Below are 26503 nucleotides of genomic sequence, written 5' to 3'. Positions count from 1 at the left end.
GCGTCCGGCGCAACTCAGTTGTAGACCAGCGAGTAGCTGAACGTGCCGCTGAAGCTGCCGGACGTGGCCACGCCGGTGGCGTAGTAGCGCGCGTTGTAGGTCTGGGTGGCGGCGCCGCCGGACAGGTTGGTGGCCGTGGTGCCCTGGCTGCCGTTGTTGGCGGCCATGTTGACCACGCCGCCCGCGGCGGTGGTGATCTGCACGTCCACATTGGCGGCGGTGCCGGTATTGCCCACCCGGCCGCTGGCATTGACGCTGCCCGAGCCCGGCTCGAAGTAGGTGTTCATCGAGGTGGCGGTGCCGGTGCAGGCGCTGACGCCAATGGTGAAGGCGGTCTGGCCGGCCGTCTGGCCTGCGGTGGCCAGCGCGCTCTTGGCCACGGTGGGCAGGGTCAGCGTGAAGTTGGGGCTGCCGCCACCATTGCCGCTGATGGTGCAGGTTTCAGCGGAGACGGAGCCGTTGATGGTGACGGTACCATCGGCGGCGGAGGCGGCTGAGCTGGCCAGGACCAGGGCCAGAGCGGCGGCGCTGAGGAGTTGGGGCTTGTGCATCATGGTGAAAGAACCATTGAAGGGGGGGATCAGGAAGCAGGCCGGGCGGCCCAGCGGCTGCCCGGCCGGCGGGATCACTGGTAGACCATCGAGAAGCTGATCGCGCTGGCAACCGAGCCGGCGGTGGTGGCACCGGTGGCGTAGTAGCGGACGATGAAGTCCGAGGTGGAATTGCCGCCGGTGACCGCCGCGGAGTTCACGTTCTGGCTGCCGGAGGGCTTGCTCAGATCGATCACGGTGCCCGACTTGTTCAGCAGCTGCAGCTGCGTGTTGGCGGCGGTGCCGGTGCTGTTCAGGCGCCCGGAGCCGGTGTCCACGTTGGCGTTGGACTCGAAGTAGGCCGTGGCCGTGGTGGCGGTGCAGGTGGCGCCCGTCGTGCTGATGGCGAATGCCGTGTCGCCGGCGGTGAGGCCCGTCGCGGCCAGCGTGCCGATGTCCAGGGTGGGCAGCGTGATGGTCTGGTTGGCCGAGCCCGCCGTGACCGTGCAGGTGGTGCTGGTGAGCGCACCGTTGAAGGTCAGGGAGCCGTCGGAGGCCTGGGCCGCCATCGGGAGGGCGGCCGCGGCAGCCAGTGCCACCAGGGTGAGGATCTTCTTCATGTATATCTCCAATCGCTGCGCGTGGATGGGGTTGGGTGGCGGTTCCGGCGCAGGTATCGGCTCCACCACAACGCCACAGACCGGGTGCGTTGGACGCCGGTGAAGGATCACCGTGTCTCGCGGCGTTGAACGAATGGTTTCGTTTCCGGGGGGGTGTCAGCCGGAATTCGGACAACAGCCGGATTTCGCGGAACGAAGCGCCCGTGGCTGGCAAGCAAACTCCAGGCGACGAGAACGGTGCTTCAGACACCGCCGGCGGCCCTGCCGTCGGCATGAGCCCTCGGCACCGGGTAGGCATGCAAGCTCCCCCAGGGTGACGCTCCGTCCCGAGGTGTGGTGCTTCCCGGGCGCGAGTCGATGCGCATTTGCGGCGTCTGGTGGCTGGTTTCGGCGGCTTGGTTCCTCTAGGTGGCGGCCTCGTCGGGATGCGGGTTCGTTGAACCTGGCGGCACGTAGCCTGCGCGGCGCGGTTCCGGCCAGGACCCCTCCGGCCCAGTCAAGTCCAGCGCGACTTGGTCGATAGGCCTGGGAGAACCGTCTGGACTGCCGGCCAGCTGGCCACGTGTGCGCTTGTTCACGCCCACACGCGGGCATGGCTCGTCAGCGATGTACCACCCCAGCTCAATCGGATACCCCATGCACGGATGGACGCGACGCCTGCTGATGGCGATGACCTGCCTGTTGGCTGCCCTGGCGCAGGCTGCTCCTGGAGTCGGCCCAGGCAGTGGCGGCGACACCTGGCCGCTCTGGTACGAACAAGCCCAGCGTGCGGCCCTGCAGGCGCCCCGGGCCCTGATCACCCAAGCCCGGGCGGAATGGGAATCGGCCCGTCAAGGCACCGATCCGGTTGCCCGTGCCCAGGCCTTGATACGCATGTCCGAGGCCGCCCAGCTCTTGGGCGTCACCGAGGTCGTGACCGTGCGGCCCTTGGTACAGGCAGAACTGGCGCGGCCCGCAGGCGCCACTGGACTGTTGAGGTTTCTGTTGGAGACCGAGGCCTGGGGCATGGGTATGCAGGTGGCTGATGTGGCCGAGGCGGATCGGCACCTGCAGGTGATGCAGTCCGATCCTCTGGCCCAGACCCCGGGCCTGCCCAGGGTCATCCTGCTGCTCTCTCAGGCCATTCGTCAGATGCTGCTGGCGGGTGAGGCCGGCAAGGCCGTGGAAGCGTTGAACGAGGTGCTGCCGCAGACAAAGTCGGACACCATGCGGGCGCTGGTCCTGGCGGCCAAGGCTCAATCGGGCGTGGTCTCCACGGTGACAGGCCCATCCGCCCGGAATGCAGACCGCGCGAGTCTTGCCGAGGCCATGAATCTGCTGCCGCCCGACACCTATCCCTACTTTGGCATCCAGGGTCTGATGCTGCGGGCTCAGCTCAACCAGATGGACCAAGCCTTCGCCGCGGCATTGGCGGATTACCAGCGCGCGCTGGCACTGGCGGAGCAACAGCAGTCGGCCTATTGGGCCAATGTGCTGCGATCCATGATTGCCATCGATGCCAATCTGTTGGGCGACTACCGTCTGACGGTGGACACGGTCCAAAGGATGGACTTGAACCAGTTCTCGGTTGCCGAGCAACTGGCGACCCATATGGCCTGGGCCGTGGCGCTGGCGGAGCTGGGAGACCGCTCTGCGCTGGTGCACCTGCAGCAGGCGCAGAAGCTGGGTCAGCAGGTGGACATGGTCGGACAGAACTTCAACCTCCACACCGATGCCGCCCGGATCTACCACGCCTTGGGTGACGACAAGCAGGCATACCTGAGCATGCGGGAGACCGAAAAGCTCCGTACCGAGCGGCAGCGTGCCGCGAATGAAAAGCTGCGCCAGGATGCGCAGGCGCGCTTTGATGTGCAGAAGAAGGAACAGGAGAATGCGCTGCTGAAGGAAGAGCAGAAGCGCCTGGACGAGCGGCGGCAGCTGGTGACAATCGGGCTGGTGGTGGCGCTGGTGGTGGCGGGGGTGATCCTGCTGCTGCTGGCGGTGCAACTGCGCCAGAAGCGCCAGCTGGCACGACTGTCGCAGACGCTGCAGGCGCGTAACGCCGAGCTCGACGGCCTGAACCAGTCGCGCACGCTGATGATCGCCGCGGCCTGCCACGACTTGCGTCAGCCCGCCCACGCCCTGGGCATGCTGGCCGACCTGATGGCCGCCGAGGACGACCCGGCGCGGCGCCAGCAGTGGCTGCACAACATCCGGCGCAGCAGCGCGACACTGTCGGACATGCTGTCGATGCTGATGGACTTGGGCCAGCTCGAGGGTGGACGCTACGAGCCGGTGCTCAGCAGCTTCGATCTGGCTGAGGTGGTCGAGGACGTACGGTTGCAGTACGGCGAGCTGGCACGGCGCAAGGGTCTGCGCCTTGAGCTGCCCGAGGGGGTGAGCGCCCGGGTGCATGCCGACCTGCACCTGACCCGGCGGGTGCTGTTCAACCTGGTGTCCAACGCCATCAAGTACACCCCGGCGGGCCACGTGAAGGTGGGGATTGAGCCGCAGGCGCAGGGCGTGGAGCTCAGCGTGGAGGACAGCGGCGTGGGCATCCCGCCACACCAGCAGGAGGACATCTTCCGGCCCTACGTGCGGGTGGATGAGGCCGGCCAGAGCAGCGGCCTGGGCATCGGGTTGTCGATCGTGCGGCGGGCGGCGGATCTGCTGCACTGGCCGCTGGCGCTGCGCTCGGAGCCGGGCCAGGGCACGCGCATCAGCCTCACGCTGCCGGCGGCGGCGCCCAGCGAGCAGTCGGCCTCCGCGGCGCAACGGGCGCTACCCACCGGACGCACGCTGGCGCTGATCGAGGACGACGAGGTCTCACGCGGGGCCATGGCGGCGCTGCTGCGCTCGTGGGGGGTGAAGGTGATCGATGCGCCCTCTTCCGCCGAGCTGTTGCCGCAGCTCGCCGGTGCGGGCGCCGAGGTGGACCTGGTGCTCAGCGACCTGCATCTGGAAGACGAGAGCGGGCTGGACAACGTGGCGCGGGTGCGCGGCACCCTGCACAAGCCCGAGCTCAAGGCGATGCTGGTCACCGGCGACCTCAGCAGCGAGGTCGCCCAGGTGGCCGAGCAGCAGCGCATCACCCTGGTGCACAAGCCGCTCTCGCCCACCCGCCTGCGCAGCCTGCTGGCCGAGGCCTTGACGTGAGCCAACGGTCGATGGCGCGTTGGGTCATGGGCTGGACGCTCTGGCTGATGGTGGGCTTGCTGTCTCAATGTCCGGCCCAGGCGGCATCATTGGACACCTCCGATCTGGCCTCAGACTGGCCGGCGTGGTACGAGGCCAACGCTCGCGCGGTTTACAGGGATGCCAGAGCAGCATTGGCCCAAGGCGAGCGAGAACTGGCGAGCGCCGGCCCCGTGCGGCGGGCCCGGGTGCTTGCCCTGGTTCAGATGGCCGAGGCTGCTCAGAACCTAGAAACGCAAGACGTTCGGCGGGTTCGTGGCCTGGTCGACGCCGAGCTGGCCCGGACTGGTGCGCAGACACAGCCAGTGGCTGATTTTCTCCTGAGGGCCAAGGCCTTTTCGCTGGCAGTGTCCGAACTGGACATGGAGGTTGCAGAGCGTCACCTGCAGGCCATGGCCGCCGATGGTCTGGTCGAGCGTTCGGCCACCGCTCGCGTGATCCTGCTGTACCTCCAGGCTGCCTACTACCTGTTCAACGACCAGTTCTCGAAGTCCTTGGAGATCTGCAACAGTGCCTTGGCACAGGCCGGTACCTCAGCCCTCCGCGCTGACTTACTGATGCTCAAGGCACAGACCGGATTCGGGCTCAACAACGGAACCGGAACCCAGATGGCCGACATGGCGAACCTGGATGAGGCACTGCAGATCCTTCCAGCGGATGAGTACCCCTACTTCGGGCTGACGGTCATGGCGATCCGAGGCAAGCTCAAGCACACCAACCAAGCCTACAGCGATGCATTGTCGGACTACCAGAGTGCACTGGTCTTGGCCCAGCGCCTGAAGGTTGATCGTTGGGAGAGCACCATTCGTCGGTTTCTGGCTGATGTGGCCATGCAGCTGTCGCGATTCACCCTGGCTGTCGACATGCTCAAGGGCGTGCACATCACTCAACTTTCGGCAGACGAGAAAGTCGACTTCCACAGCCTCTGGGCGATCGCCCTGGCCGAAAGCGGCGACCGCGGCGCACTAGAGCAGCTGCAGCTGGCCTATCAGGCGGCGGCAGACGTGGGCTCACATACCCAACTGCTTTCTCTGCTGCCCGATTCGGCGCGCGTCCATGCGGCCCTGGGCGATTTCAGGCAGGCCTACCTGGACATGAAGGAAGCCGAGAAGCAGCGGATGTCCAGCGAAAGGCGTTCCAACGAGAAGGAGCGCCAGGATGCGCAGGCGCGCTTTGATGTGCAGAAGAAGGAGCAGGAGAATGCGCTGCTGAAGGAAGAGCAGAAGCGCCTGGACGAGCGGCGGCAGCTGGTGACAATCGGGCTGGTGGTGGCGCTGGTGGTGGCGGGGGTGATCCTGCTGCTGCTGGCGGTGCAACTGCGCCAGAAGCGCCAGCTGGCACGACTGTCGCAGACGCTGCAGGCGCGCAACGCCGAGCTCGACGGCCTGAACCAGTCGCGCACGCTGATGATCGCCGCGGCCTGCCACGACCTGCGTCAGCCCGCCCACGCCCTGGGCATGTTGGCCGACCTGATGGCCGCCGAGGACGACCCGGCGCGGCGCCAGCAGTGGCTGCACAACATCCGGCGCAGCAGCGCGACGCTGTCGGACATGCTGTCGATGCTGATGGACTTGGGCCAGCTCGAGGGCGGACGCTACGAGCCGGTGCTCAGCAGCTTCGATCTGGCTGAAGTGGTCGAGGACGTGCGGTTGCAGTACGGCGAGCTGGCACGGCGCAAGGGTCTGCGCCTGGAGCTGCCCGAGGGGGTGAGCGCCCGGGTGCATGCCGACCTGCACCTGACCCGGCGGGTGCTGTTCAACCTGGTGTCCAACGCCATCAAGTACACCCCGGCGGGCCACGTGAAGGTGGGGATTGAGCCGCAGGCGCAGGGCGTGGAGCTCAGCGTGGAGGACAGCGGCGTGGGCATCCCGCCACACCAGCAGGAAGACATCTTCCGGCCCTACGTGCGGGTGGATGAGGCCGGCCAGAGCAGCGGCCTGGGCATCGGGTTGTCGATCGTGCGGCGGGCGGCGGATCTGCTGCACTGGCCGCTGGCACTGCGCTCGGAGCCGGGCCATGGCACGCGCATCAGCCTCACGCTGCCGGCGGCGGCGCCCAGCGAGCAGTCGGCCTCCGCGGCGCAGCGGGCACTGCCCACCGGACGCACGCTGGCGCTGATCGAGGACGACGAGGTCTCACGCGGGGCCATGGCGGCGCTGCTGCGCTCGTGGGGGGTGAAGGTGATCGATGCGCCCTCCTCTGCCGAGCTGCTGCCGCAACTCACCGGTGCGGGCGCCGAGGTGGACCTGGTGCTCAGCGACCTGCATCTGGAAGACGAGAGCGGGCTGGACAACGTGGCGCGGGTGCGCGGCGCCCTGCACAAGCCCGAGCTCAAGGCGATGCTGGTCACCGGCGACCTCAGCAGCGAGGTGGCCCAGGTGGCCGAGCAGCAGCGCATCACCCTGGTGCACAAGCCGCTCTCGCCCACCCGCCTGCGCAGCCTGCTGGCCGAGGCTTGGGCATGAGGACAGAATTCCTGATGGGCCGTGCGCAGCGGTCCGGTAGTTTGGGACTGAGCGATGACCGAGATGTTGCGCGTGATGGTGGCCGAGGACGATGCTCATGCCCGAGCGCATGTCGAGCAACTGCTGGGTGAACTGCGCCCCGAGTGGTCGGTGTGCGCGTCCGTGGAGGACGTGGCCTCGGCGCTGAGCGCCGCCCGGGAGATGCGGCCCGAGTTGTTGCTGCTCGATATCCACCTCAGCGACGATGCGCCCGAGGATTGGTTCAAAGCGCTGCTGGCCGAAGGCCGGGACGTGGTCTTCATGACAGGTGACCCGGGTTTCGCTGTCCACGCGTTCGAAGGCAATGCCGTCGACTACCTGCTCAAGCCCATCACCAGGCCGCGCTTGGAGGCCGCACTGGGCAAACTGGAGGCGCGTCGAGCGCAGCGTCGCCAGGATGGCGCCATCCGCGCCCTGCGGGCCGAACTGGCCGTACGTGCGCGCGAGGCCCGCGAGGATGTCCTGACGGGGCTGCCCAACCGCCGCGAGTACGACGAGTTTCTGGAGGCGGAGGTGCTTCGCGCCTTGCGGTACCAGCGCCCGTTGAGTCTGCTGGCGATCGATCTGGACCGGTTCAAGCAGATCAACGACCAAGGATCACACCTGCTGGGCGACCAGGTCCTGCAGGAGGTGGCCAAGGTCCTGCGCACCGCAGTGCGCCAGCACGACCTGGTGGCCAGATTGGGCGGCGACGAGTTTGCAGTGGTGTTGCCAGACACGGGCGCGGAAGGGGCGATGGCCTTGAAGAGACTGGTCGAAGAGCGCATGCGCGCATGGCACTGGAGCGATGAGGTGAGGCGAATCGCCCCCCCGACACTCAGCATGGGTTGGGGGACGCTGGACCTGCAGGCTCTAGCAGCGACTGAAGCGGCGGAGCACCTCTGTGCGCAGGCCGACGAACGCCTGTATGCCGACAAGGCGCAGCGGCAAATTCAGACGGCGAACGGCATGCGTTGACGACGCTTGCCGCAAGGCGGCTCGCAGACCCCTATTCCTGCGTCGATTCGGCCTGAGTGTTGGCGCGCTCGTCTGCTCGAGGGCTCTGTCCGCTGGTGAGTTGTCCTCCACGGAGGTACAACAATGGCTTGGGTGCGGCGGTTGCCAGCGTAGCGTCACTCGGCGGGCCAGGTGATCGCGGAGCACGGCTCCAGCGGCGCGCCAACACCGTCGCCTTTTCGGCCTGGACATCGAGTAGGGCCTGCCGCTGAGGCGAGGACAAGGTTTGCCAGGCCAGCCAGGCTGCGGCAGCGTCGATGCAGACCCGGGCCTGTACCTCGATGCGCAGATTGTGTGGGCGGGTGCTTCGCAGCGGGGGCGCGGTGTCGACGCGTGCCGCCACATCGGTGAGATGCCAGCGCAGTGCGAGGTGTGTCTGCAGCAGCCCCAGTCGATGCCTCAGGACGTCGGGATCGCGAATCTCGGCCGAAAAGATGGCCGTCTGACGCTTCCGTCCGGTCGCAGCCCCCTGGTTGTAGCGATGTTCGACCACGTGCACCAACGGGACGCCCTGGGTCGACAAGCCAGGAACCAAGGCTGCATAGCCCCCTTGGGAAAGGTCCCGAAGCATCTGAATGGACAGATGACGCGATGCCAGGACATGGACGGAAGCGCCACGCGAGAGTACACGGTCCCAGACTCTCGGCATTGGATGGTCCATGGCCCACAGCAAGGTCGAGCCTGCCAACGGGGCCGTGGACAACAGTGGCAGCAGCAACTCGTCCACGCCATCGGAGAGGCGACCGAGCGCTGCACCCAAAGGGCGCCCGGTTCCGACCTCGACGAGTGCCACCGCCTGTGCCTGGGGCCGAAACGAGCCTGTCAGGGCGCAGCGCTGGCAGGCCCCGAAGAAGGCTGCGTTGGCTTTGCTCAGCGGCACGGAGACGCGAGCGGTCTCGATCCGCAGCACCCGTCCGCTGCGACTGCCAAGCTGCCGCAAGTCTTCGCTGCTCAGCAGTCCTGCTCCCCCCATCTGATGAGAGGCGTCTTGGAGCAGCGTAAGCTCCTCTTGCGGATGGGAGTGCAAGCGCTGCCAGGCGCGCCAAACTGTGGGTTGCGGCACTTCAGCGGCAAACCGCACCAGAGTGTCGTAGACCCATCCAAGGCAGGCCTCACGGCTCAGGTCGGGGCGCAGGTGTCTGGCGATGCTGAGCAGGGCCAGATCTCTGGGGTCCGGGCCAGGAGTACGCTTCTTTTCGGCAGCAACGGTTGGCGATGTACGCAACTGCAGTGCCAACTCGCGCAGGGAGGTTGCCGGATCAGGCTTCCAGACTTGACCCATGGGCCGTCTCCGACGCGTGGAGAGCGCCTCCCAGTGCCGGACCCTCACAGCGCTTCCCAAACCAGTCGAGCCTTGCCCGCGGTCTTGGCCCACTGCAGGTGCCGATCCGCACGGCCCAGCAGCGCTCCAGCATCATCGCCCGCGACCAGCTCGGTGGCACCCACGCTGATCGTCGGCCGCATTGCTGCAGGCAGCAGGCCGCCCCAGTTGATCGTCGCGAACAGTGTCATGATCTTGTCGGCCACATGCCGGGCATCCTGAACCGTGGTCATGGGCAACACGACAGCGAACTCGTCCCCGCCCATGCGAACGGTGGCGTCATGGCCCCTGCAGGAGGCCAGCAGGGTGTGGGCGAGTCGGCGCAGGACTTCATCACCCGCGGCGTGGGAGACTTGGTCGTTGACCGACTTGAAATTGTCGATGTCCAGGATCAGCACTGCCAGCGGCTGGTGCCCGCGACGAGCCCGGGAAATCTCCGACTGAAGGCGCTCGTCCAATTCCCTGCGGTTGCCTAGACCAGTCAGCGCGTCCGATCGACTCTCCAGGTGTGCCAGTCGAAGTTGGCGTTTCAGGCGGGCGACTTCGCAGAGCAATTCACCGACCTGGTTCTGCAGCTGTGCCACCCGTGTCGACGTGTGCCGTGCTACTTCTTCAGACTGGCGGGCCCGGCGGGCTGAGACGACGCGGTCCAGACTGAGATCAAGTCGCAGGCGACTCACCGGCCGAGCCAGGCAGTCGAGGGCCCCTGCGTCAAAGGCTTGCACGGCGTGGTGATCCTGCCCCGCGATCATCACCATGGCCATCTGCCCTGCGGTCAGCGACAACCATCCGCAATCCTCATTGAAAGCCAGATCTGCGTCCACGAGCAGGACGTCGGGGCTGTGATTGCCCAGGTAAACCATCAGCTCCTGGGCCGAGGCGACCTTTGCCTGCAGCTGCCAGTGCGGACGGCTGTTGCTGACCAACCTGGCCAGCTGGCTGGACAGCGCCTCGTCGGCCGTGGCGATCACCACCCGAACGCCGCGGCGATCATGCGAACTCGCCCACCTAGTCACTGGGGCGACGTTATTCGCCGCCATCGCCTGCCGGGTGGGATCCACTTGAGTGTCCATGTCGCCGCCTTGCTGTTGCTTGAGCGGAGTGTCGGACGGGGGAGGCCTTTCGCGGAGGCTATGCGACAAGGCCCGCTGAGCGCGGAACAAGACGTGCAGGCGTGGGAAGGAAGTTGCCCCCACGCCGCGGCGCACTTCAGGCAGACGCCCGTACCGCCGCTCAAGGCAGCGTTGCCGGGTCAGAGCGACTTGAAGACGCCTTGATAGGTCTTGCTGACCTTCAACACCTCGCTGCGGCCGAACAGGTAGACGTCCAGATAGCCCAGTTCATTGCGGCGAACGGACTGGACGAATCGCAGATTGAGGATGATGCTGCGATGGATCTTGACGAAATACTGCCGCCCATGGCGTGCGGCCAACTCGTTGAGGCCCATGCGCACCAGCCCGTCGCCGCGGGTGGAGACCACCCGTGTGTACTTCAGGTCGGCCTGCAGGTAGATCACCTCCCACTCGGGGACGACGATGACGTCATTGCCTTTGGACGCCGTGATCCATTGCGATTGGCTGCGGGCGTCCTCCGCGCGCTCGGACCGGTCATCGTCATGATCGACCACCGCCAGAGTTGTGCGGACAGGCATGCGAGGATCCCGTTCGGCCCGCTCGATGGCCGTCTTCAAGCGCCAGCGTGAAACGGGCTTGAGGAGGTAGTCGATGGCATCCTTGTCAAACGCCTGGACCGCAAAGGCAGGATCGCCGGTGACGAAAATGACGGCCGCCGAAGCTGGAATCTGTTCGACCCATTTGCCGTCCTCACTGCCGGGAAGGTGGATGTCCAGGATGAGCAGATCCGGCGCCAGCGCGTCAATGCCGGCCAACACCTCGTTGGCGTCAGCAGCCTCTGCGACGACTTGCCATTGCGGCCGAAGATGCAGAACAGCCTCCACCATTTGACGGCGTTGGTCGGGGTCGTCTTCCGCGATCAGTACCTTGACGACAGGAAATTGATTCATGCGTGGGTCGAAGCCGAGCGGAGTTGCTCACTCGGGCTTTCTGGGTGATCCCCGTGGTTTATCGGACACCAGGGCCCGACCTTGAACCGAGCACGAGCAGGCGGGGCATCCTGCGTTGCCGGTGGAAGCTTTGGACGCTGCGAACGCCTCAAAGGTCGATCGGCGCGGTCGGGCTGAATTGATGCTCGACGACGCTTACCGCCTCGGGCTTCTCATTGAGCGCGGCGAGCGCGACGTCGGCGAGTTCGGGGGCCCGCGCGATCCGCTCTGCCACGCCTTGCGCCAGGCGCTGTGCGTCTTTGAAATGCGCCCAATACTGTTGCGCAGCGTCATCGATATCGCGCCGACCTCCCACCGCGAGGAACGCCTGGCACAGAGCCGCCCTCATCGGCGCATGGCACCCGACCGTGTACCAGTCAAGGTAGGGCATGTCGCTGGAATGGTCGGCCGACCAGATCACTGGAATGCCGCACTGGTTGGCCTGCGCGGCCAGCTCGGGCTTGTCGGTGATCAAGAGATCGCTGCCGAGGACCAAGTCCTGCCGGGTGGACCAAGACATCTCTGGAAACTCCACGACGCCCATGGAACCATGTTCGCCCACCGCTGGGGCGTGAATCGATTTGCCACGCAACATACACGCGGTGGGTTGAGGCGCCGGCCGCTTGGCAACCATGTCCAGCGCGCGGCTCGCTGCGCCTTGGCTTCCGACAGCGATCGTGACGACCATGCCGGAGGGATCGCCGATCAACTCAGGCGGCAGTTCGAACCATCGCCAAGCTACAGCCCGATGCTCCGTCCGTGCGCGGTCTTCTGACCCTGGCGTCGGTTTTTCGCAGCCGTCGAGGCGGATATATCCGCCGCGGCGAGGCAGATCACCCATCTGCATCATCCAAGAGGTGATCTCGTCTCGCTGGTCGAGCACGATGATGGCGTTGGAGGTGGTGATCCCGGAGTCAAGCGGCACCACCTGCAAGCTGTTGGCTCCCCCGATGGATCGAGCAAACCGGGAGAGATAGTCCTTGGATGGTCGGGTGTAGAACATTTGCACCGAGTTCCGCGCCGGTTGGAAGAACCGGTCCAGCCGGGCGTCAACCAATTCCACGCCATGAAAGACCTGAACCCCCGTGGTCGCACTGGTGCCGAATGCCCGGGCCAGTTCGTCGAGCCCGTTGGTGAACAGCCGGACCCGCTGCCCCCGACGGGTCAGTGTGAGTGCCAGCTGAAAGCCGAACCACAGGGAGCCATGCTCCTCGCACTTGTCTGCAAAGACATGCCACTCCGCGCCCTCCGGCGAAGCGTGGGACAGGCTGAGGTGATTGGGGCTCATGACGAGGCTCAAGGGTGAACTGACGCGGTGGATGGTCGCCAGCGTAGGCGCGACGTGCCAGTCGCGGCGGAAACGCGACGAAGTCCCCTGGGGCGGGTACGAAGCCCGCCAGGCCCCCCCCCAAATCCTTCACTGCTGGCATCATGAGCACCATGAACCTGATCCTGTCGTGTCTCGTCGCGTTGTCGGTGGGTGTGGCCATCGGGGCGCTGTGGCGCCGTCGTGCTCAGGTTCATGCCGGGCCTTTGAGCGTGGCGCCCTCCCCTTCGCCCGGTCCCGCGCCTGAATCAGTTGCGGTTCCTGCGCCGATGGCGATGGATCCCCCGCGGCTGGACACCCACCTGAGTTTGAATGTCCTGAACCGACTTCAGATGGTTCGGGGTGACGAGGTCCAAGTGCAAGTCGCCACGGAGTCCTTGTCGGCCTACCTCAGTGCGGTTCATTTGGTGGAACTTGCCGAGCCGGGCGCGGTGTCCGTTCGTGCCGCTGACGCTGTGGCGGCTCATTGGCGGCTCACCAGGTGGTACCACGCTGGCGTCACCGGCGCCGAAGTTCAGTGTCAGATCGAGCAGGACACCGATGTCGCCACGGCCTTTCGTTTGATGGCTGCCATGCGAGAGGGATTGCACAAGGTGCGCAAGAAGGCTGTCACGGCGGTCCGGCTCAACGCCACGCCGATGGCCGATGGGAAGACCTGGCTGTTGTCGATGGAAGTGCGTGGTGCAGACGGCGCCGTGGACGAGGCCGAGTCGAGTCACTGGCGGCTACCCCCGGGCTGAGCGCAGCTCAGCAGCCGATCGGGTGCCATCTGGCCTAAGGCCCTCAGGCGCCAAGGCGACCAGTCTTACACTCCCACCAGACCTGTCGGCATGCCTGAAATGCGGCTGGCCAGTCAGGCACAGGGAGAACAGCTTGGCCAGCACACCAATTGCGGGGGGATCGTCTCCCGCGTCTCTTGATCACCTTCAGCAGCAGTTGGAGGGCATGGGCACCCATGCGTTCGAGCTGATGTGCGCGGATCTGCTCAGCCGGGTACTCGGCGATATCCGTGTCACGGTGGCCAAGTCCGGCCAACAGTTTGGCAGCGACGCCAGTACGTCCAGGACGTCCGGCCGCGTGCTTCGAGTCGAATGCAAGCGCTACCAAAAGGGCACCGTTCTGTCGCCGCGGCCGCTGGCCGGTGAAATCCTGCAGGCCTACCTGGAAGACCCGCAGTTGGAAGCCTGGGTGCTGATGACCACCAAGTCCGTCAGCGCGAATGAGCTCAGATTGGCTGAAGCGGCTGCCTCAGCGCTCGGCTTTCCGATCATCGTCCTGGATTGGACGCCTCTTCCAGTTGGCGCAGGACTGAATAGACTGGCCGCGCTATGTGCCACTTGGCCTGAAGTTGTCGGCAAATACGCCGGAGAGAAGGCCGCCGCTGCAGCCCGGGTCTTGGCGCCGGCGGTGCTTTGCGCGGTGGACGCGCTTCGGTCCGAGCTGCAAGCCTGGCAGCTTGGGTTTGAGGCCCTCAAGGATCTGACCCACGACCTGGCGACGCGGATCTGGCTCGATTCATCCACCTCGTGGCAAGTGCTTCACCAGAACGCCGCAGGAGGTCATCCGGGCGTCCATTTGGTGGAGCGGCGTGGGCCGTTGGATCAGCTGCAAGCCTGGTGGAAGTCTCCAGCCGAGCCGCGAACCCAGGCCGTTCTTCTTGGGCAAGAAGGGGTTGGCAAGACCTGGGTGGCACTGGACTGGGTTCAGCGCCAGTTGGCCTCGCTGCCGCTCGTGCTGTTGGTGCCGGCCAGCACCTTCACCGAGCGCCAGTCGCTCAGCGAATCCGGCCTTCGCGACCTCATTGCCGAGCAGCTGCGCTCATGCGTTGTCTCGGAATTGCCGCTGGCTTACTGGCGTCAGCGAGTCGATCGCCTGTTGACCCGCCCTTCGTCGAACGGTCCCGTATTGCTGTTGGTGATTGATGGCTTGAACCAACAGCCGGGCATCGCGTGGCAAGAGCTTGTTCAGTCGCTACAGGGCCCTGGCCTGGGTGGCAAGGTACGGCTGTTGTGCAGCAGCCGGCCACGGTATTTCCGCCAAGCCCTGCACAGCTTGACACGCTGCGATGTGGCTGCGACCGAGATTCCAGTCGAGCCCTATTCGCTCGGTGAGTTGGAGGATTTGCTCCACGCCCAGGGTATGAACCTGTCCCACATGCCCAAGGCGTTGCAGGACCTGGCACGAACCCCTCGCCTTTTCCCACTGGTGCTGCGTTTGAAGGACCGTGAGGCCCTCAAAGCGGAAGCCACGGTCATGCGCCTGTTATTCGAATATGGGCATGACACTTTGCAGCTGCGTACCTCCAGCAGCCTGACCTCGGATGACTGGGTGCAGTGGCTGGTGGATCGGGCTCGCGAATACCGCGAAAGGCTGATGACCAAGAGCGCCGCCACCGCTCGCATGAGGGCCCAAGACATTGAGCTGACAGTCGCGCGGCCCAGCCTGCGGCCGGACGACGTGCGCCGTCGGCTGGATGAACTGCTTGACGGCAGCCTGTTCAAGGCAGAAGACACGGTCACAGGGATCAAGTACACGCTCAAGGAGGCGCCGGCCATCCTGGGCTTGGGCCTGGTGCTGTTGGAAAGCATGGAGGGCTCCACCGCCACGGTCGCGGACTTCGAGGCCCGCGCAGCCACCTGGTTGGAGCCCATCGGCGCCACTGACCAGAAGGCAGAGGTCATCGGTGCCGCGTTGTCCGTGCTCGCCGCCACCGACACACCTCACGGCGCTTCCATGGCGGACGCGTTGCTGAGCCTGTGGATGGACGCGCAGAATCCGGCACGCAATTTCGAGCAAGATGCCATGGCCTTCGGCGAAGCGTTTCCGGCGGCCATGCTCAGCGTCATTGAGCGCGAAGTGCCGGGTGTCGGCAACGCTGCCTTGCATTGCGCCACCCAGAGCCTGCGCCGTTTGCCTCTGACCAGGCATGCAGACTGGCAACTCATCAGGGAGCGGATGCTGCAGTGGGTTGGAATCGTCCAGCTTCAGCCTCAGCGGCTGCTCGAGGATCCCAACCACTTTGCCAGTCAGCAGCAAGCTGCGCTGCAGGCCCTCATTGGTACGGTCAGTTCAGGCGCACGCCGTATCCTTGGAGAGGACTTCTCGCTGACCGATCCTCAGGCGGTCGATCCCTCGCGAGCGATTGCGGGCATGTTGGAGGGCCACCGCCTGGAATTCTTCCTTCCGGTCATTCGCCGAGCGGCGATACGTGAGGCAATCAACGTCAGCTTTCACTCTCCCTGCTGGCAGGGGCTGCAATGGCTGGTCAGCATGGGAGCGCAAGAGCCTGCAGCTGCGCGGCAGGCGCTGTTGGTCTTGGCACAGGAGATTCGCTCAACGCCCGTCGAGCCGGGCATCGCACCTGAGGTCGGCGTGATCGCGTCTGCACTGTTGGCTTTGCTGACCGACTTGGAGTCAGAGCAGCACAGGACAGCAGAGCTTGCCAGTGCGCGCAGCTCAGCCACAGACTACCAGCGTGACTACCTGGACCGCCCGGCGCGCTCACATTGGCGGCTTGAGCGACGTCACGTCGAGGCGGTTCTCCATGACGATGCCATCTCCCCTAGCGAGCGTCTGACCCGGATAGATGCGTTCGTGGACTGTCCAGATATCGACTTGCCCAACGACATCGTGTCCGACTTGGCCGAGGCCTTGACATTGTTTGATCCGGACGGCATTGATGTCCAACGACAACGCACCGCCGCTGAGTATCGATTGGAGCGGCTGGAGCGCCTGGGTGCCAGGTTCACTCCGGCGGAGTTGGCAGACTTGGGACGTCGTCGACTGACGATGATGCTCGCACGCACAGGTGAAGCAGCCCACTGGTCAGCGAGGGCCGCCTCGAGCCTGCTTCTTGTCTGCCCGCCGGATCTCGCAACACGGTTTGCTGACTTGCGTTGTGCACTGCCGCCATCATCGGATGGCACTGCCACCTCGGCTTGCCTGCTGTTGGAAATTCTGCATCTGCCGCTCGCCGAGCAGTTGGCCAGGTTGCTCGAAGCAGACGACTTTCAACCTTGGCGATTGCTGATGGGCGCCATCCGCCCCGCGACGGCCCATGAGCTGCTGGACTTCCTGGACCAACACGCCTCGAAGGCTGACAGGGCTGCACGCGTGGCCTTGGCGGTCCTGGGCACGCAGCAGATCCATGATGCCGATCGGTTGGCCGCTCGTTTGACGGCCTATCTTGGATGCGCTGATTCGGCGCTTCGGGACCTCGCGTTTGAAGTGCTGTGCATTCGCGCTCCTCAAGTGGCCGGTTCGGTCCTGCGGGACGCCCATTGGGCAGCAGACGTAGTCAGACAACCGGTGAGTGCTCATCACGGGAGCATGGCACTGGCGGCCAGCACCGGCGATATTCCCTTTCCGGAGTTGATGGTTCGAATCGCCCCGTGGCGTTGGCTCGATGCTGCAGTGCTCAGGGGATCGAATCCTGAGGAGTTGCGACTCGCCAGTGAACTGCTGGTGGAGATGGCGGTGCGGCCTGCGAGCGAGCTTCCGCATCTTGAGGGGGAACTGATCGTCCGCACACTGGGTGATGGCAGTTTGCCAACGGTGATGCTGCGCGAGGAAATGCCAGCAGGATCGGATCTTGTGGAATGCCTGAAGCGGGCGTCTCGTCCTCGACTCGAGGTGGACCAAGCGCTGGAGGCGCTTGCGTCCCAAGCTCGGCAAGCCATCGAGGCTATCTGGGCCCAAGGACACGGGTTGTACCTTCAGGATCTGGATGTTCGCGGTCTTGAAGCAGCGTACCTGGCATCGCCGCAGACGTGGGACGTCCTTCTGGCGGGGGCCGATGCTGACAGTCCAGCGTTCCAGCAGCGGTGCATGCGAGCATCCGTGCTGTACACACGACTGGCTGACGTCCTGTTCAGGTATGCGCCGACGAAGGCGCTACCCCTGTGGCGAACGTTGCGGCGGGTGGTCCACATGCGCCTGATGGGCGAAGCTCACATCTCGGAGCTCGTTCACGTGGCCATGAAAGCCCAGGGATCACCCGAATCACAGCTGGCTCGTGAGGAACTGCTGCTTCCGGCTTGGTGCAACACCGATCAAGATTTGTTGGAGGTGGTCGTGGCTGCCAAGATCCATGGCCAAGCCGCCTGGTTGACGTCAGTGATCGACCGTGACCGGCTTTCCGGCGAGCCCTGGCTTGCCCACCGTGCGCAGGTGCTGAATGCCTTCATGGACTGTCCCACGGTGAACGAGATGGATTGGCCAGAGGGGCCCCTTCTGGGATCCTGGGACAGGCTGCGGGTAAGGATGTCGGTCTGGCGAAACCGGGCAGGTGTGGCTCGCCATTGGTGGAGGCAGTTCTTGGCTGCCGAGGATGGCGATTCTGCTTATGCCGCCTGGACGATGTTTCGCGCCAACGCTGACAGGCGATGCCTGGTGTGGGTAGGTGAATGGCTCGCCACACGTCCGCAACTCAGCAGCGGTATCGATCGACTGCGCTTCCTCCATCTGATGGTCATGTCCCATGACCTCGAGAGAGAGATCAAGCGCAAGGAGGATGAATCCCCCAAGCTCGATGGCCACCTCTTCGGTATGCGACGGCCAATCGAGTGGCTGATGCTTGACGGCGTGCTTCACAGCTGAGTCACCGGCTGACATGCCTGCGTGGCCGGAGGCCGGCCTGCACCGACCCTGTCGCATTGAATTGCCCTACACCTTGAAGAAGGCGACCGCCTGGCCCAGTCTGTCGGCCTGTTGGGCAAGGCTCTGTGACGCGGCACCGCTCTGCTCAACTAAGGCCGCATTCTGCTGAGTAGAGTCATCCAAGTGCGACACAGCGGCCGAAATCTCGGCCATGCCGGCTGACTGCTGAGCAACCTTGATGCTGATGTCGCCGATCAGCGTCTGAACACGGCCTACCTGGGTGACGATATGCTCCATCGAGCTACCCGCTGCATCAACCAACTTCGAGCCTGCGCCGATCTGGTCGACGCTGGCTCCGATCAGCGACTTGATCTCGTGCGCGGATTCGACAACACGAGCGGCGAGCGTGCGAACCTCCCCAGCTACGACGGCAAAGCCTCGGCCCTGCTCGCCGGCCCTCGCAGCTTCCACGGCCGCATTCAAGGCCAAGATATTCGTCTGGAATGCAATGCCATCAATGACATTGATGATGGTCGAAATCTTGGCCGAGGAGTCTGCGATGCCCTGCATCGTGGACGTGACCTCCTGCATCAGGCGCCCACCATCGTGGGCGGCTTCATTGGCCGAACGGGCCGCCTGATCTGCTGTGGCAGCCGCCTCTGCGCTCGACTTCGCGGCTTGCACCATTTGAGACATCGCATTTGAGGCCTGTTGAAGACGGCTGGCTTGTTCTTCGGTCCGTTGTCCCAGATCCATACCTCCGCTGGCAATCTGCCGGCTGCCCACAACGACGCTCTGCGAGCAATCGGATACTTCGCGCACGACCGACAGGAAGCTGGTTTGCATGTTGTTCAAGGCATGCAGCAATACGCCCAGTTCGTCACGCCGCTGGCCAAAGTCGCCCAGGGTCTTGGCCGTCAGATCGCCACTGGCCATCGCCTCGGCCTGTTGCTTGGCCATTTCGAGAGGCCCAATGAGCGCACGCCCCATGAGCCAGATGCTCAACGCCAGCATGGCCATACAAATCACGCAGATCGCACGCGCCAGGTTGCCGACAAAGGCTACAGCGCGAGCAACCTCCACGGCGAATCGATCGCCGTTAGTGATGAGATCTTGCAGGCCCGGCAGCATGTTGAGCGCAGTCGTTTGTGATAGGTGAACGCCTGCGTCATTGTTCACCACCTCAAGGATACCTGCGAATCGGCGAATGCTGTCATACGGCAGATCGATCACGTCGCCAAACCCCAGTACGCGAAATACGGCATGCTCGATACGCCACAATTCAGTATCCACATGGCCAGAAATCCACTGGGATTTCTTCAACGAAGCAATAATCAGATCTCGGTCAATCGCTTTTCCGCCTGCCGCCTTGTTGATGTCGTCTGTCAACTTTAGGAGATTGACAGCGTATTCCCGTTCCAGATAGTGGAACTTTGCGCTCTTGGTCGTGAGCCGAAGGCCGTACATCAAGGCAACCGACGCAAGTGCCAAGACCAAGAGCAGCAGACGCATCCATTGCCGAATAGGAAGGTTTCGCATCGGTGATGTCTCCCGTTAGTTGCTCCAAAAGTGTGGCCTGACCCGTCACCAAGCCGGCGCCGAAAAGAGGGCGGAAAACCACTCTGTTCGCTTTGGCGGCGTCCATCGACACTGCCCCTCGGGGCCCGCGGCCCTGGCCAGAAGGCTGTCTCCCAGATCAATGCTGCGAACTTAAGCCAGTTGAGCTAGAATCAGAATCGCAAGTGCTTGATTTTATTAATGTTTTCTCTCTTGACAAGGTCGCTGCCCATGCCGACCTCAATACTGTGATTCCGTACAGCAAATTCTGCTGAACCTGTCCGAGACCATCACGTCGGCGACCTTCGCGCAACGCGCGCGCCATCCGAGCAACCCGAACGCGTTCACCCGACGCCGCAAGTTGCCGCTGCCCACGCTGGTAGCGTGCCTGCTGAGCCAGCGATGCAGTTCCCAGCAGACCTCGCTGGACACCTTCTTCACCTGCTTGGGCGGCAGCGGCGATCTCGTCCGAGGGGCCAGCGATCGTGCGCTGGCGCGGGCTCGCGGTCGGTTGCACCTGCCGGCCCTGCAGGACCTCAACGATCAACTGCTCGTCGACGCCGAGCGGCTCGGCCTGATTCCGCGCTGGCGCGGCCGTCGCCTGGTCGCCGCCGATGCCTCGGTGCTGATGCCGGCCACGCGGCGCTGCCCTCGCACCGTGGGTCTGGCCACGCGTGATCAGCGGCTGTTTGCCCTGTACCTGCCCGGCGCGGACCTCACGCTGCATGCTGCCGTGCACAGCGCGGCCGAGTCCGAGCGGGCCATGCTGATGGAGGCGCTGCATCGCCTGAACCAGGACGACGTGCTGCTGCTCGACCGTGGCTACCCCGCCGCCTGGCTGGTGCAATCGCTGATCGAGCGCGGCATCGGCTTCGTCATGCGCTGCGATATGGCCAGCGGCTGGCCGGCCGTGCGCACGTTCATCCGCAGCGGGCAGACCGAGGCCACGGTCACCCTCAACAGGCCTTCGGCACAGGACGCTGCCGATTGGGGCTGCCAGCGCAGTGCACCCCGCGTGCGTCTGGTGCGCCAGGTCGCGCCCAATGGCGCCGTGCGCGTGCTGGCGACCAACCTGGATGCCCAGCAGGCCCCGGCCGGCGACTTCGGCGCGCTTTACCACCAGCGCTGGCGCATCGAGGAAGCGTTCAAGCGCCTGAAGCACAACCTGCACCTCGAGTCGGTCAGCGGCCTGAGCCAGCACGCCTTGCTCATCGACGTCGCCTCCAAGGTGCTGGCCGACAACATCGCCGCATTGCTGACCAAAGCCAGCGAGTCGGCGCTGCCGCACGACCGCGTCTGCGCGCCACACGCCAACGCCCGCTATGCCGCCCAACTCTTGCAGCGTGCATTGCCGCGCATCCTGCTGGCCGTCGGTGATGTGCTCGGCGCCATCGGCAACGTCTTCAACATGCTCGTGCAGCACGCCCAGCGCTATCGCCCCGGGGCGATCCTGTCCACGTCCCGAGCACCATCGCAAGACTCATCCGCGCTTTGCCTTCAAGGGGTGATCGGGCTTAAGTTCGCAGCATTGGCCGGCTGCCGGCGCTGCCCAGCCCGTCAACTCCCGATACCGCACCTGAGCATACTGATGCCGGAAGCCGTGCACCCGGTGGATACCGGCCGAAGCACACTGGTGCTCGAAGCGGCGCAGCTGCTCGGCGTAGGTCTTGTCCGCCGGGATGAGGCTGCCCCTGCCGGCCAGAGCCTTCGCCTCGTCGAGCAGCTGCCGCTGCTCCGCATTGCAGACGGGCACCTCGCGCGTTCGGCCGCCCTTGGTCCAGGTGTCCTTCAGAGCGAGGATGTTGCCCCGCTCGGCCCATTCCGGCCGGATCTTGATGGATTCCTCGCGCCGCAGTCCGAAGGCGGCCTGCAGCCGCATCGACATGGCCGAATACTGGTCGTTCATCCGTGAGAGCTCGCTGAACTGGAGTTCCCGTGCCTTGCTGACGTTGGTGACGTGCTGCCGGTTGCCGATGCCGTAGTGGTGGTTGTCGCGGGCGATGACGTTGCTCTTGCCGATTTTCTCGGCCCACCAGCGCAGTTCGGCCCTGCGGTTCTTGATGGTGCCGATGGCCAGACCCTCGGCCTGCCAGCGCGCCACCAGGCCGTCCACGTGCTCGGGCTTCAGGCTGGTGGCGCCCAGATGCCGAAAGCCCGCCTCTTGGAGCTGGTTGGCCACGAGGTCGAGCACACGTTCGCGGTCGCGCTGGGTGGCGAAGCTGCCGTCGCGGTTGCGATGGCAGAGCTGCTTGAGCTGGTAGTTCAGGTCGCGCATCCGGTTGCTGCTGGCGTTCTCCGTTGTCAGGTCGGTCGGTTGCCCCTGGGGGGGCGGTCGGGTTCGTTGTCGCTGGTGTGAAGTCGGTCTGGTAAGTGTTTCTGTCCGTCCCGAGCGACTGAGCGCAACGGGAACCACGAGGGACACGGGACACCACTGCCGTCTTGTGCCGAGGTCTTGCTGCTGGCCGCCGCGACGCGCGGCGTTGGCCCCGACGGCGCTTGCTGCGGCAAGTCGGTTCGTCGGTTCGAGCCCATGCCCTGGGCTCAAGGGATGCACCGCAGGGCGGTGCGCAGGTCGACGGGCTTTGCACGGCCGGCAACATCCCATGAGCCAGCGTACACGTCGGCCTTTGCGCGGCCAAGCCCAGCGTCTCCGCGGGATTGCCGGCACTGTGGGCGTTTGAGTGCGGCCGGGCGTTTGAGTACTACCGCGCTCCAGCGGCGTCTTTGAGCTCCACCGCTCGCAGGAATTTCGTCACCTCCTGCTCAAGTTCGAGGCGCGCCGGCAGTTCAGCGGGCAGGTGCGAACCGTTCGACAGTTCTCGCAGACGCTTGTCTCCCAGAACACGATCGAACGCAGGCCGACTCATCGTCGTCGGCGTCCAGTTGTCGGCACCGGGATGCACCAGCAGCAAGGGGCATCGAGGCTCCAGGTGCGGCATCTGCAGGGTGTGCATCGTTCGGAAGAAGCGGCTCGGGACCCGCAGGCGGCCGATGAGCGGGTCATTCTCGAAGTACTCGGTCATCGCCGGATGGCCGGACATCCGGTCCAGGGGCGCCAGCAGGCGCAGCGGAAGCCGCAGCCGGTCAATGGTCGAAGGCATCCATCGAAAACCCAGCAAAGACGCCTTGCCCAGCCAAGGCCACTTCGCAGCCCGCACGAAGGTGGCTGGATCGCTCATGTCGAGCAAGGTGGTGGCGATGACGCCCTGTACCCCTCTGGCTGCCTGGGCTGCGAGTGCCGCGGTCATCCCGCCGACGGACAGTCCCATCAGGACGACGGAGCCCTGGACATCGTCTGCCAAGGCGGCGACGACCGCAGGCCACTCACCGTAGTCCCAGTGGAAGTCTGCACCCGGGCGGGTGAGCCCATAGCCGGGCAGGTCTGGGGCGACCGCGCGCCAGCCAATGCCGGCTGCGAAATCTGCCAGGGGAGCGAGGATGCGCCCGTTGCCGCCACCGCCGTGGACGAGGATCAGCGTACCCGTCGCTCGACCCTCCGGGCTCCATTCGTCGAGATGCAATTGATGTCCACGGACGGTCCTCCATCGCTCGACAGGAGTGCGCCGGATGGAGATGCCGAAGGCATCGAGCAGCAGTTGCCGGTAGCGGTGCCACGAGGGCGAGTCAGCGTAGGTTTCCAAGGGGCTTGCGGGTCGACTGGGCCGCTCAAGTATCCCCGCGGAGCTCATGCCGGTGTGTTGGTGCTGCGGTGGGCTGCATTTCACTTCCCCCTTCGTCGCAGTGCGGCGGGAGTCTGACCGCTGAGCTTGAGCACGAGTGTTCGCAGCGTGGATGTGTCGGTGTAGCCCACCTGCTCGGCAATGCGTGACAAGGGCAGGTCGGTTTCGCGAAGCATGCGCATGGCTTCTTCTCCGCGCACGCGGCGCATCAGCCCGACCACCGACAAGCCCAGGCTGGCCTGCGCATGGCGATGAAGCGTGCGCGGGCTCGTCGCCAGGGTGTCCGCGAGCTCTTCGACCGAAACGGCGCGATCAAGATTTGCCTTGATGTGTGTTATCGCCCGCGCCACCAATGGGTCCGTCACGCGGGTCTGGCCGATTTCGGCAACCGCTGATTGCGGCGCCCTCCAGGGGCTCACCAGATACCGGGCCACTTGAGTGGCGAGCTCTGCACCGAACTGCTTGGCGATCAGAACCAGCATCAGGTCCACATGCGCCAGCGTGCCCCCGGCGCACAGCACCTTCCCGTCCTCGGTCGTCAGCGCACCTTCACGCAGCTGGACCCGCGGGTAACGGTGGCGGAATTCCGCGGCCAGCCACCAGCTGGTGGTGGCCAGGCGCCCGTCCAGCACACCGGCTTCAGCCAGGGCAAAGCTCGCCGTGCAGGACGTTGCCAGCAACGCACCGCTGTCATGCTGCGCCTGCAAGGCATGGACGAGAGTTTGGCCCTTCGTCGTGGACAAGGCTGTGACGGGGTCCAACGCATGGGACAGGCCGAGGCCGGGAACGATGACCACATCCCAAGGTTCGACCAAGGCCGACCATGGCATGCGCGTGGCCTTGGCAAAGCCGCGTTGGCCGCCGATGTAGGCCACGTCGGCCATGGGGCGGCCGGCCAGGGACGCCACGATCTGCAAGGCGTCCAGCGTCACGGCGACCGGGGCGTTGAACTGGCCTTCGAGATCGATGATGGCGATCGAGAGCATGATGGCGAAATATACAAAAAAAGTGTCCAAACCGCCACTGTTGCAGCCACGTACCGAGGTCTAGGATTCGCTCATGAACACACCACTCGTCACCCTTCCACTGCTCGAGACCGCTGATCAGTCGCCACGCCAGGCCGAGCTTCTCGCCCGCGGCCGAAAGGCCACGCAAGGCATGCTGCCCAACATGTATCGAGCAATGGCACACAGCCCCGCGCTGCTCGATACGTACCTGTACGGCTACGAGGCCCTGCGCAAGGAGGCGGGGTTCACCCCCGCTGAACTCGAAGTCATCTTCCTCGTCATCAGCTACGAAAACGCCTGTGACTACTGCGTGGCTGCTCACAGCCTGGTGGCCGATACCCTGTCCCGCGTGCCGCGCGCAGTGACCGATGCGATTCGGAATGGAGAGGACATCCCGGATGCCAAGCTGCGCGTGCTGGTCGACGTCACACGCCAGGTGCTCTTGTCGCGCGGGCGGCCCGACCCGGCCACGGTGCAGAAGCTGCTCAACGCCGGCTATGAGGAGAAGCACCTGCTGGGCATCGTGCTGGCCATCGGCATCAAGACGCTCTCGAACTACACCAACCATCTGTTCGACACGCCGCTGGACGGCGTCTTCAAGGTCCGCGAATTCACGGCGTTCAAGGCGACGCAGCGGATCGTCGAGTTTTTCAAGCCGCGTCGTGAGTAGCCCGCCGCCAGCGGGGGTTGAGTCCGATGCCTGCAATGCAGCGCGCCAGATTCAACCGTCTCGCTCCGGTTACTTCTCGATCTGAACACGTCCTGGCTCTCGTGAGGAGACTGAATTGCGGAATAAGACTGTCGCTGTGATTGGTGCGGGGCCGGCCGGTCTGCCCACCATCAAGAACCTGATGGATCAGGGCTTTGACGTCACCGGCTTTGACCGGTGCGAGGACGTGGGCGGAAACTGGCAGTTCAACGACAGTACAGGCCACTCCAGCGTTTTCGAGACAACGCACATCATCAGTTCCAAGTACACATCCGAGTACGAGGACTTTCCGCTTCCCAAGGACTCACCCGACTACCCATCGCACGTTCAGCTGCTGCGATATTTCCGGGCTTATGCCACCGAGTTCGGGCTTCGCCCGCACATCCGGTTTCGGACCACCGTGAGCCGGGCGGAACCGGTTGAAGGGCATCGCTGGCGACTGACGTGGCAGACGGATGAAGGCTCAACCGAGAGCAAGGTGTTCGACGCCCTGTGCGTGGCCAGCGGTCACCACCACACACCTCGATGGCCCGAGTATCCAGGCGAGTTCTCGGGGGAGTACATCCACTCCCACGACTACAAGCGGGCGGCCGGCTTTGCTGGCAAGCGCGTTCTGGTGATCGGAGGTGGAAACTCCGCATGCGACGTGGCGGTCGAGACTGCGCGTGTCTCAAGCAAGACGGTGATCAGCTGGCGAAGGGGCTACTACCTCATTCCAAAGTTTGTCTTCGGAATGCCCGTGGACAAATTCTTCTATCGCTTCCGACATCTGCCCAAGTGGGCGCAGATTCGCGGCATGAAGCTGACCATCAACCTGTTGCAGGGACGGAATCGGGACATCGGTCTTCCGGAGCCGGATCATGAAATTCTGGCGACGCATCCGACGCTGAATTCAGATCTGTACCTCGCGATCCGGCACGGGAAGGTGCTGCCCAAGGGCGATGTTGCGCGCTTCGATGGGCGAACGGTTCATTTTGCCGACGGTACCGCGCAGGAATTCGACTGTGTGGTGGCCTGCACCGGATTCCACATCACCCATCCTTTTCTCGATCGGTCACTCATCGATCTGTCTCAGACGTCGGTGCGTCTGTATCAGCGCATGTTGCCCTCTCACTTGAAGAACCTCTATTTCATCGGACTTTTTCAGCCACTGGGTTGCATCTGGCCCGGGGCGGAGTTGCAGGCGAAGCTTGCAGCTCGGCATCTTGCGGGCCTGTGGGAACCCGCAAAAGACCTTGACGAACTCATCGATCACGAACTTGCAAATCCAGATGTTCGCCAGGTCAATTCACATCGGCACACCATTACGGTGAACGACTTTGCCTTCCGCCATCGCTTGAGGGCGGACCTCGCCCGGTCCCTGCCAGGAAGGAAGGAGCGGGCCTCTTCGGGTCTGCCCAGCTTCGCGACCGAGTAGC

At 64.7% G+C, this 26503-nt stretch carries 17 protein-coding genes and 1 pseudogene; 8 read left to right on the top strand and 10 right to left on the bottom strand.

Going from position 1 to position 26503, the window contains the following annotated elements:
• Positions 1–14: 14 nt before the first annotated feature.
• Together KAK06_RS15780 and KAK06_RS15775 are read right to left on the bottom strand one after the other, a co-directional pair.
• Complete coding sequence (locus KAK06_RS15780; protein WP_210803088.1) at positions 15–554, bottom strand: fimbrial protein; 540 nt, start codon at positions 552–554, stop codon at positions 15–17.
• Between the two features lie 71 nt (positions 555–625).
• Positions 626–1150 (bottom strand): fimbrial protein, encoded by a 525-nt coding sequence (locus KAK06_RS15775; RefSeq protein WP_210803087.1) that lies wholly within the window; start codon positions 1148–1150, stop codon positions 626–628.
• Between the two features lie 972 nt (positions 1151–2122).
• Here KAK06_RS15775 and KAK06_RS15770 point away from each other — a divergent pair.
• From KAK06_RS15770 to KAK06_RS15760, 3 genes are all read left to right on the top strand, one after another.
• A complete protein-coding gene (locus KAK06_RS15770) occupies positions 2123–4285 on the top strand; it encodes an ATP-binding response regulator (protein WP_210803086.1) in 2163 nt (720 codons plus the stop codon).
• A 344-nt stretch (positions 4286–4629) separates the two neighbouring features.
• Positions 4630–6789: an ATP-binding protein gene (locus tag KAK06_RS24580; protein ID WP_210803085.1), complete on the top strand. Its 2160-nt coding sequence runs from the start codon at positions 4630–4632 to the stop codon at positions 6787–6789.
• Between the two features lie 54 nt (positions 6790–6843).
• The gene (locus KAK06_RS15760; protein WP_210803084.1) at positions 6844–7785 is read left to right on the top strand and encodes a GGDEF domain-containing protein; all 942 of its coding nucleotides are present in this window, start codon (positions 6844–6846) and stop codon (positions 7783–7785) included.
• 31 nt (positions 7786–7816) lie between these two features.
• Here KAK06_RS15760 and KAK06_RS15755 read toward each other — a convergent pair whose 3' ends face one another.
• The 4 genes from KAK06_RS15755 to KAK06_RS15740 form a co-directional block, all read right to left on the bottom strand.
• Positions 7817–9106, bottom strand: a complete 1290-nt coding sequence (locus KAK06_RS15755; protein WP_210803083.1) for a hypothetical protein — start codon at positions 9104–9106, stop codon at positions 7817–7819.
• Positions 9107–9150: 44 nt separating this feature from the next.
• On the bottom strand, positions 9151–10218 hold the full coding sequence (locus tag KAK06_RS15750) for a GGDEF domain-containing protein (RefSeq protein ID WP_210803082.1): 1068 nt from the start codon (positions 10216–10218) through the stop codon (positions 9151–9153).
• A 179-nt stretch (positions 10219–10397) separates the two neighbouring features.
• Positions 10398–11168, bottom strand: a complete 771-nt coding sequence (locus KAK06_RS15745; RefSeq protein ID WP_210803081.1) for a LytR/AlgR family response regulator transcription factor — start codon at positions 11166–11168, stop codon at positions 10398–10400.
• A 148-nt stretch (positions 11169–11316) separates the two neighbouring features.
• Positions 11317–12495, bottom strand: coding sequence for a hypothetical protein (locus tag KAK06_RS15740; RefSeq protein ID WP_210803080.1), 1179 nt, complete (start codon positions 12493–12495; stop codon positions 11317–11319).
• A gap of 152 nt (positions 12496–12647) precedes the next feature.
• Here KAK06_RS15740 and KAK06_RS15735 point away from each other — a divergent pair, with 152 nt between their 5' ends.
• Together KAK06_RS15735 and KAK06_RS15730 are read left to right on the top strand one after the other, a co-directional pair.
• The gene (locus tag KAK06_RS15735) at positions 12648–13274 is read left to right on the top strand and encodes a hypothetical protein (protein WP_210803079.1); all 627 of its coding nucleotides are present in this window, start codon (positions 12648–12650) and stop codon (positions 13272–13274) included.
• Between the two features lie 205 nt (positions 13275–13479).
• Entirely contained in the window at positions 13480–18132 is a 4653-nt protein-coding gene (locus KAK06_RS15730; protein ID WP_210803078.1) for an NACHT domain-containing protein, read from the top strand.
• A 66-nt stretch (positions 18133–18198) separates the two neighbouring features.
• Here the strand turns inward: KAK06_RS15730 and KAK06_RS15725 are convergent, their stop codons facing one another.
• Entirely contained in the window at positions 18199–19644 is a 1446-nt protein-coding gene (locus KAK06_RS15725; RefSeq protein ID WP_210803077.1) for a methyl-accepting chemotaxis protein, read from the bottom strand.
• Positions 19645–19954: 310 nt separating this feature from the next.
• On the opposite strand from KAK06_RS15725, the pseudogene KAK06_RS24215 reads away from it, so the two are divergent.
• Positions 19955–20935, top strand: a pseudogene (locus KAK06_RS24215) (IS4 family transposase); the annotation flags it as partial.
• Between the two features lie 234 nt (positions 20936–21169).
• Here KAK06_RS24215 and KAK06_RS15720 read toward each other — a convergent pair.
• The 3 genes from KAK06_RS15720 to KAK06_RS15710 all read right to left on the bottom strand — a co-directional run bounded on the left by KAK06_RS15720 (position 21170) and on the right by KAK06_RS15710 (position 24355).
• Positions 21170–21964, bottom strand: a complete 795-nt coding sequence (locus KAK06_RS15720; protein WP_210803076.1) for a phage integrase N-terminal domain-containing protein — start codon at positions 21962–21964, stop codon at positions 21170–21172.
• A 427-nt stretch (positions 21965–22391) separates the two neighbouring features.
• Positions 22392–23330, bottom strand: a complete 939-nt coding sequence (locus tag KAK06_RS15715) for an alpha/beta hydrolase (protein WP_210803075.1) — start codon at positions 23328–23330, stop codon at positions 22392–22394.
• Between the two features lie 80 nt (positions 23331–23410).
• Positions 23411–24355: a GlxA family transcriptional regulator gene (locus KAK06_RS15710; protein WP_210803074.1), complete on the bottom strand. Its 945-nt coding sequence runs from the start codon at positions 24353–24355 to the stop codon at positions 23411–23413.
• Between the two features lie 73 nt (positions 24356–24428).
• Between KAK06_RS15710 and KAK06_RS15705 the strand changes: the two genes are divergently transcribed.
• Positions 24429–25046 (top strand): carboxymuconolactone decarboxylase family protein, encoded by a 618-nt coding sequence (locus KAK06_RS15705; protein WP_210803073.1) that lies wholly within the window; start codon positions 24429–24431, stop codon positions 25044–25046.
• A gap of 115 nt (positions 25047–25161) precedes the next feature.
• A complete protein-coding gene (locus KAK06_RS15700) occupies positions 25162–26502 on the top strand; it encodes a flavin-containing monooxygenase (protein WP_210803072.1) in 1341 nt (446 codons plus the stop codon).
• Position 26503: the final 1 nt, after the last annotated feature.

The sequence above is a fragment of the Ideonella aquatica genome (assembly GCF_018069755.1).
Taxonomy (GTDB): domain Bacteria; phylum Pseudomonadota; class Gammaproteobacteria; order Burkholderiales; family Burkholderiaceae_C; genus Ideonella; species Ideonella aquatica.
This window is presented reverse-complemented; position numbering and strand designations above follow the sequence as displayed.

Bases quoted from the DNA above. Each gene is read 5' to 3' on its own strand.
- KAK06_RS15780 (WP_210803088.1), bottom strand. From the start codon at position 554: ATGATGCACAAGCCCCAACTCCTCAGCGCCGCCGCTCTGGCCCTGGTC.
- KAK06_RS15775 (WP_210803087.1), bottom strand. From the start codon at position 1,150: ATGAAGAAGATCCTCACCCTGGTGGCACTGGCTGCCGCGGCCGCCCTC.
- KAK06_RS15760 (WP_210803084.1), top strand. From the start codon at position 6,844: ATGACCGAGATGTTGCGCGTGATGGTGGCCGAGGACGATGCTCATGCC.
- KAK06_RS15755 (WP_210803083.1), bottom strand. From the start codon at position 9,106: ATGGGTCAAGTCTGGAAGCCTGATCCGGCAACCTCCCTGCGCGAGTTG.
- KAK06_RS15750 (WP_210803082.1), bottom strand. From the start codon at position 10,218: ATGGACACTCAAGTGGATCCCACCCGGCAGGCGATGGCGGCGAATAAC.
- KAK06_RS15745 (WP_210803081.1), bottom strand. From the start codon at position 11,168: ATGAATCAATTTCCTGTCGTCAAGGTACTGATCGCGGAAGACGACCCC.
- KAK06_RS15740 (WP_210803080.1), bottom strand. From the start codon at position 12,495: ATGAGCCCCAATCACCTCAGCCTGTCCCACGCTTCGCCGGAGGGCGCG.
- KAK06_RS15735 (WP_210803079.1), top strand. From the start codon at position 12,648: ATGAACCTGATCCTGTCGTGTCTCGTCGCGTTGTCGGTGGGTGTGGCC.
- KAK06_RS15730 (WP_210803078.1), top strand. From the start codon at position 13,480: ATGGGCACCCATGCGTTCGAGCTGATGTGCGCGGATCTGCTCAGCCGG.
- KAK06_RS15725 (WP_210803077.1), bottom strand. From the start codon at position 19,644: ATGCGTCTGCTGCTCTTGGTCTTGGCACTTGCGTCGGTTGCCTTGATG.
- KAK06_RS15720 (WP_210803076.1), bottom strand. From the start codon at position 21,964: ATGCGCGACCTGAACTACCAGCTCAAGCAGCTCTGCCATCGCAACCGC.
- KAK06_RS15710 (WP_210803074.1), bottom strand. From the start codon at position 24,355: ATGCTCTCGATCGCCATCATCGATCTCGAAGGCCAGTTCAACGCCCCG.
- KAK06_RS15705 (WP_210803073.1), top strand. From the start codon at position 24,429: ATGAACACACCACTCGTCACCCTTCCACTGCTCGAGACCGCTGATCAG.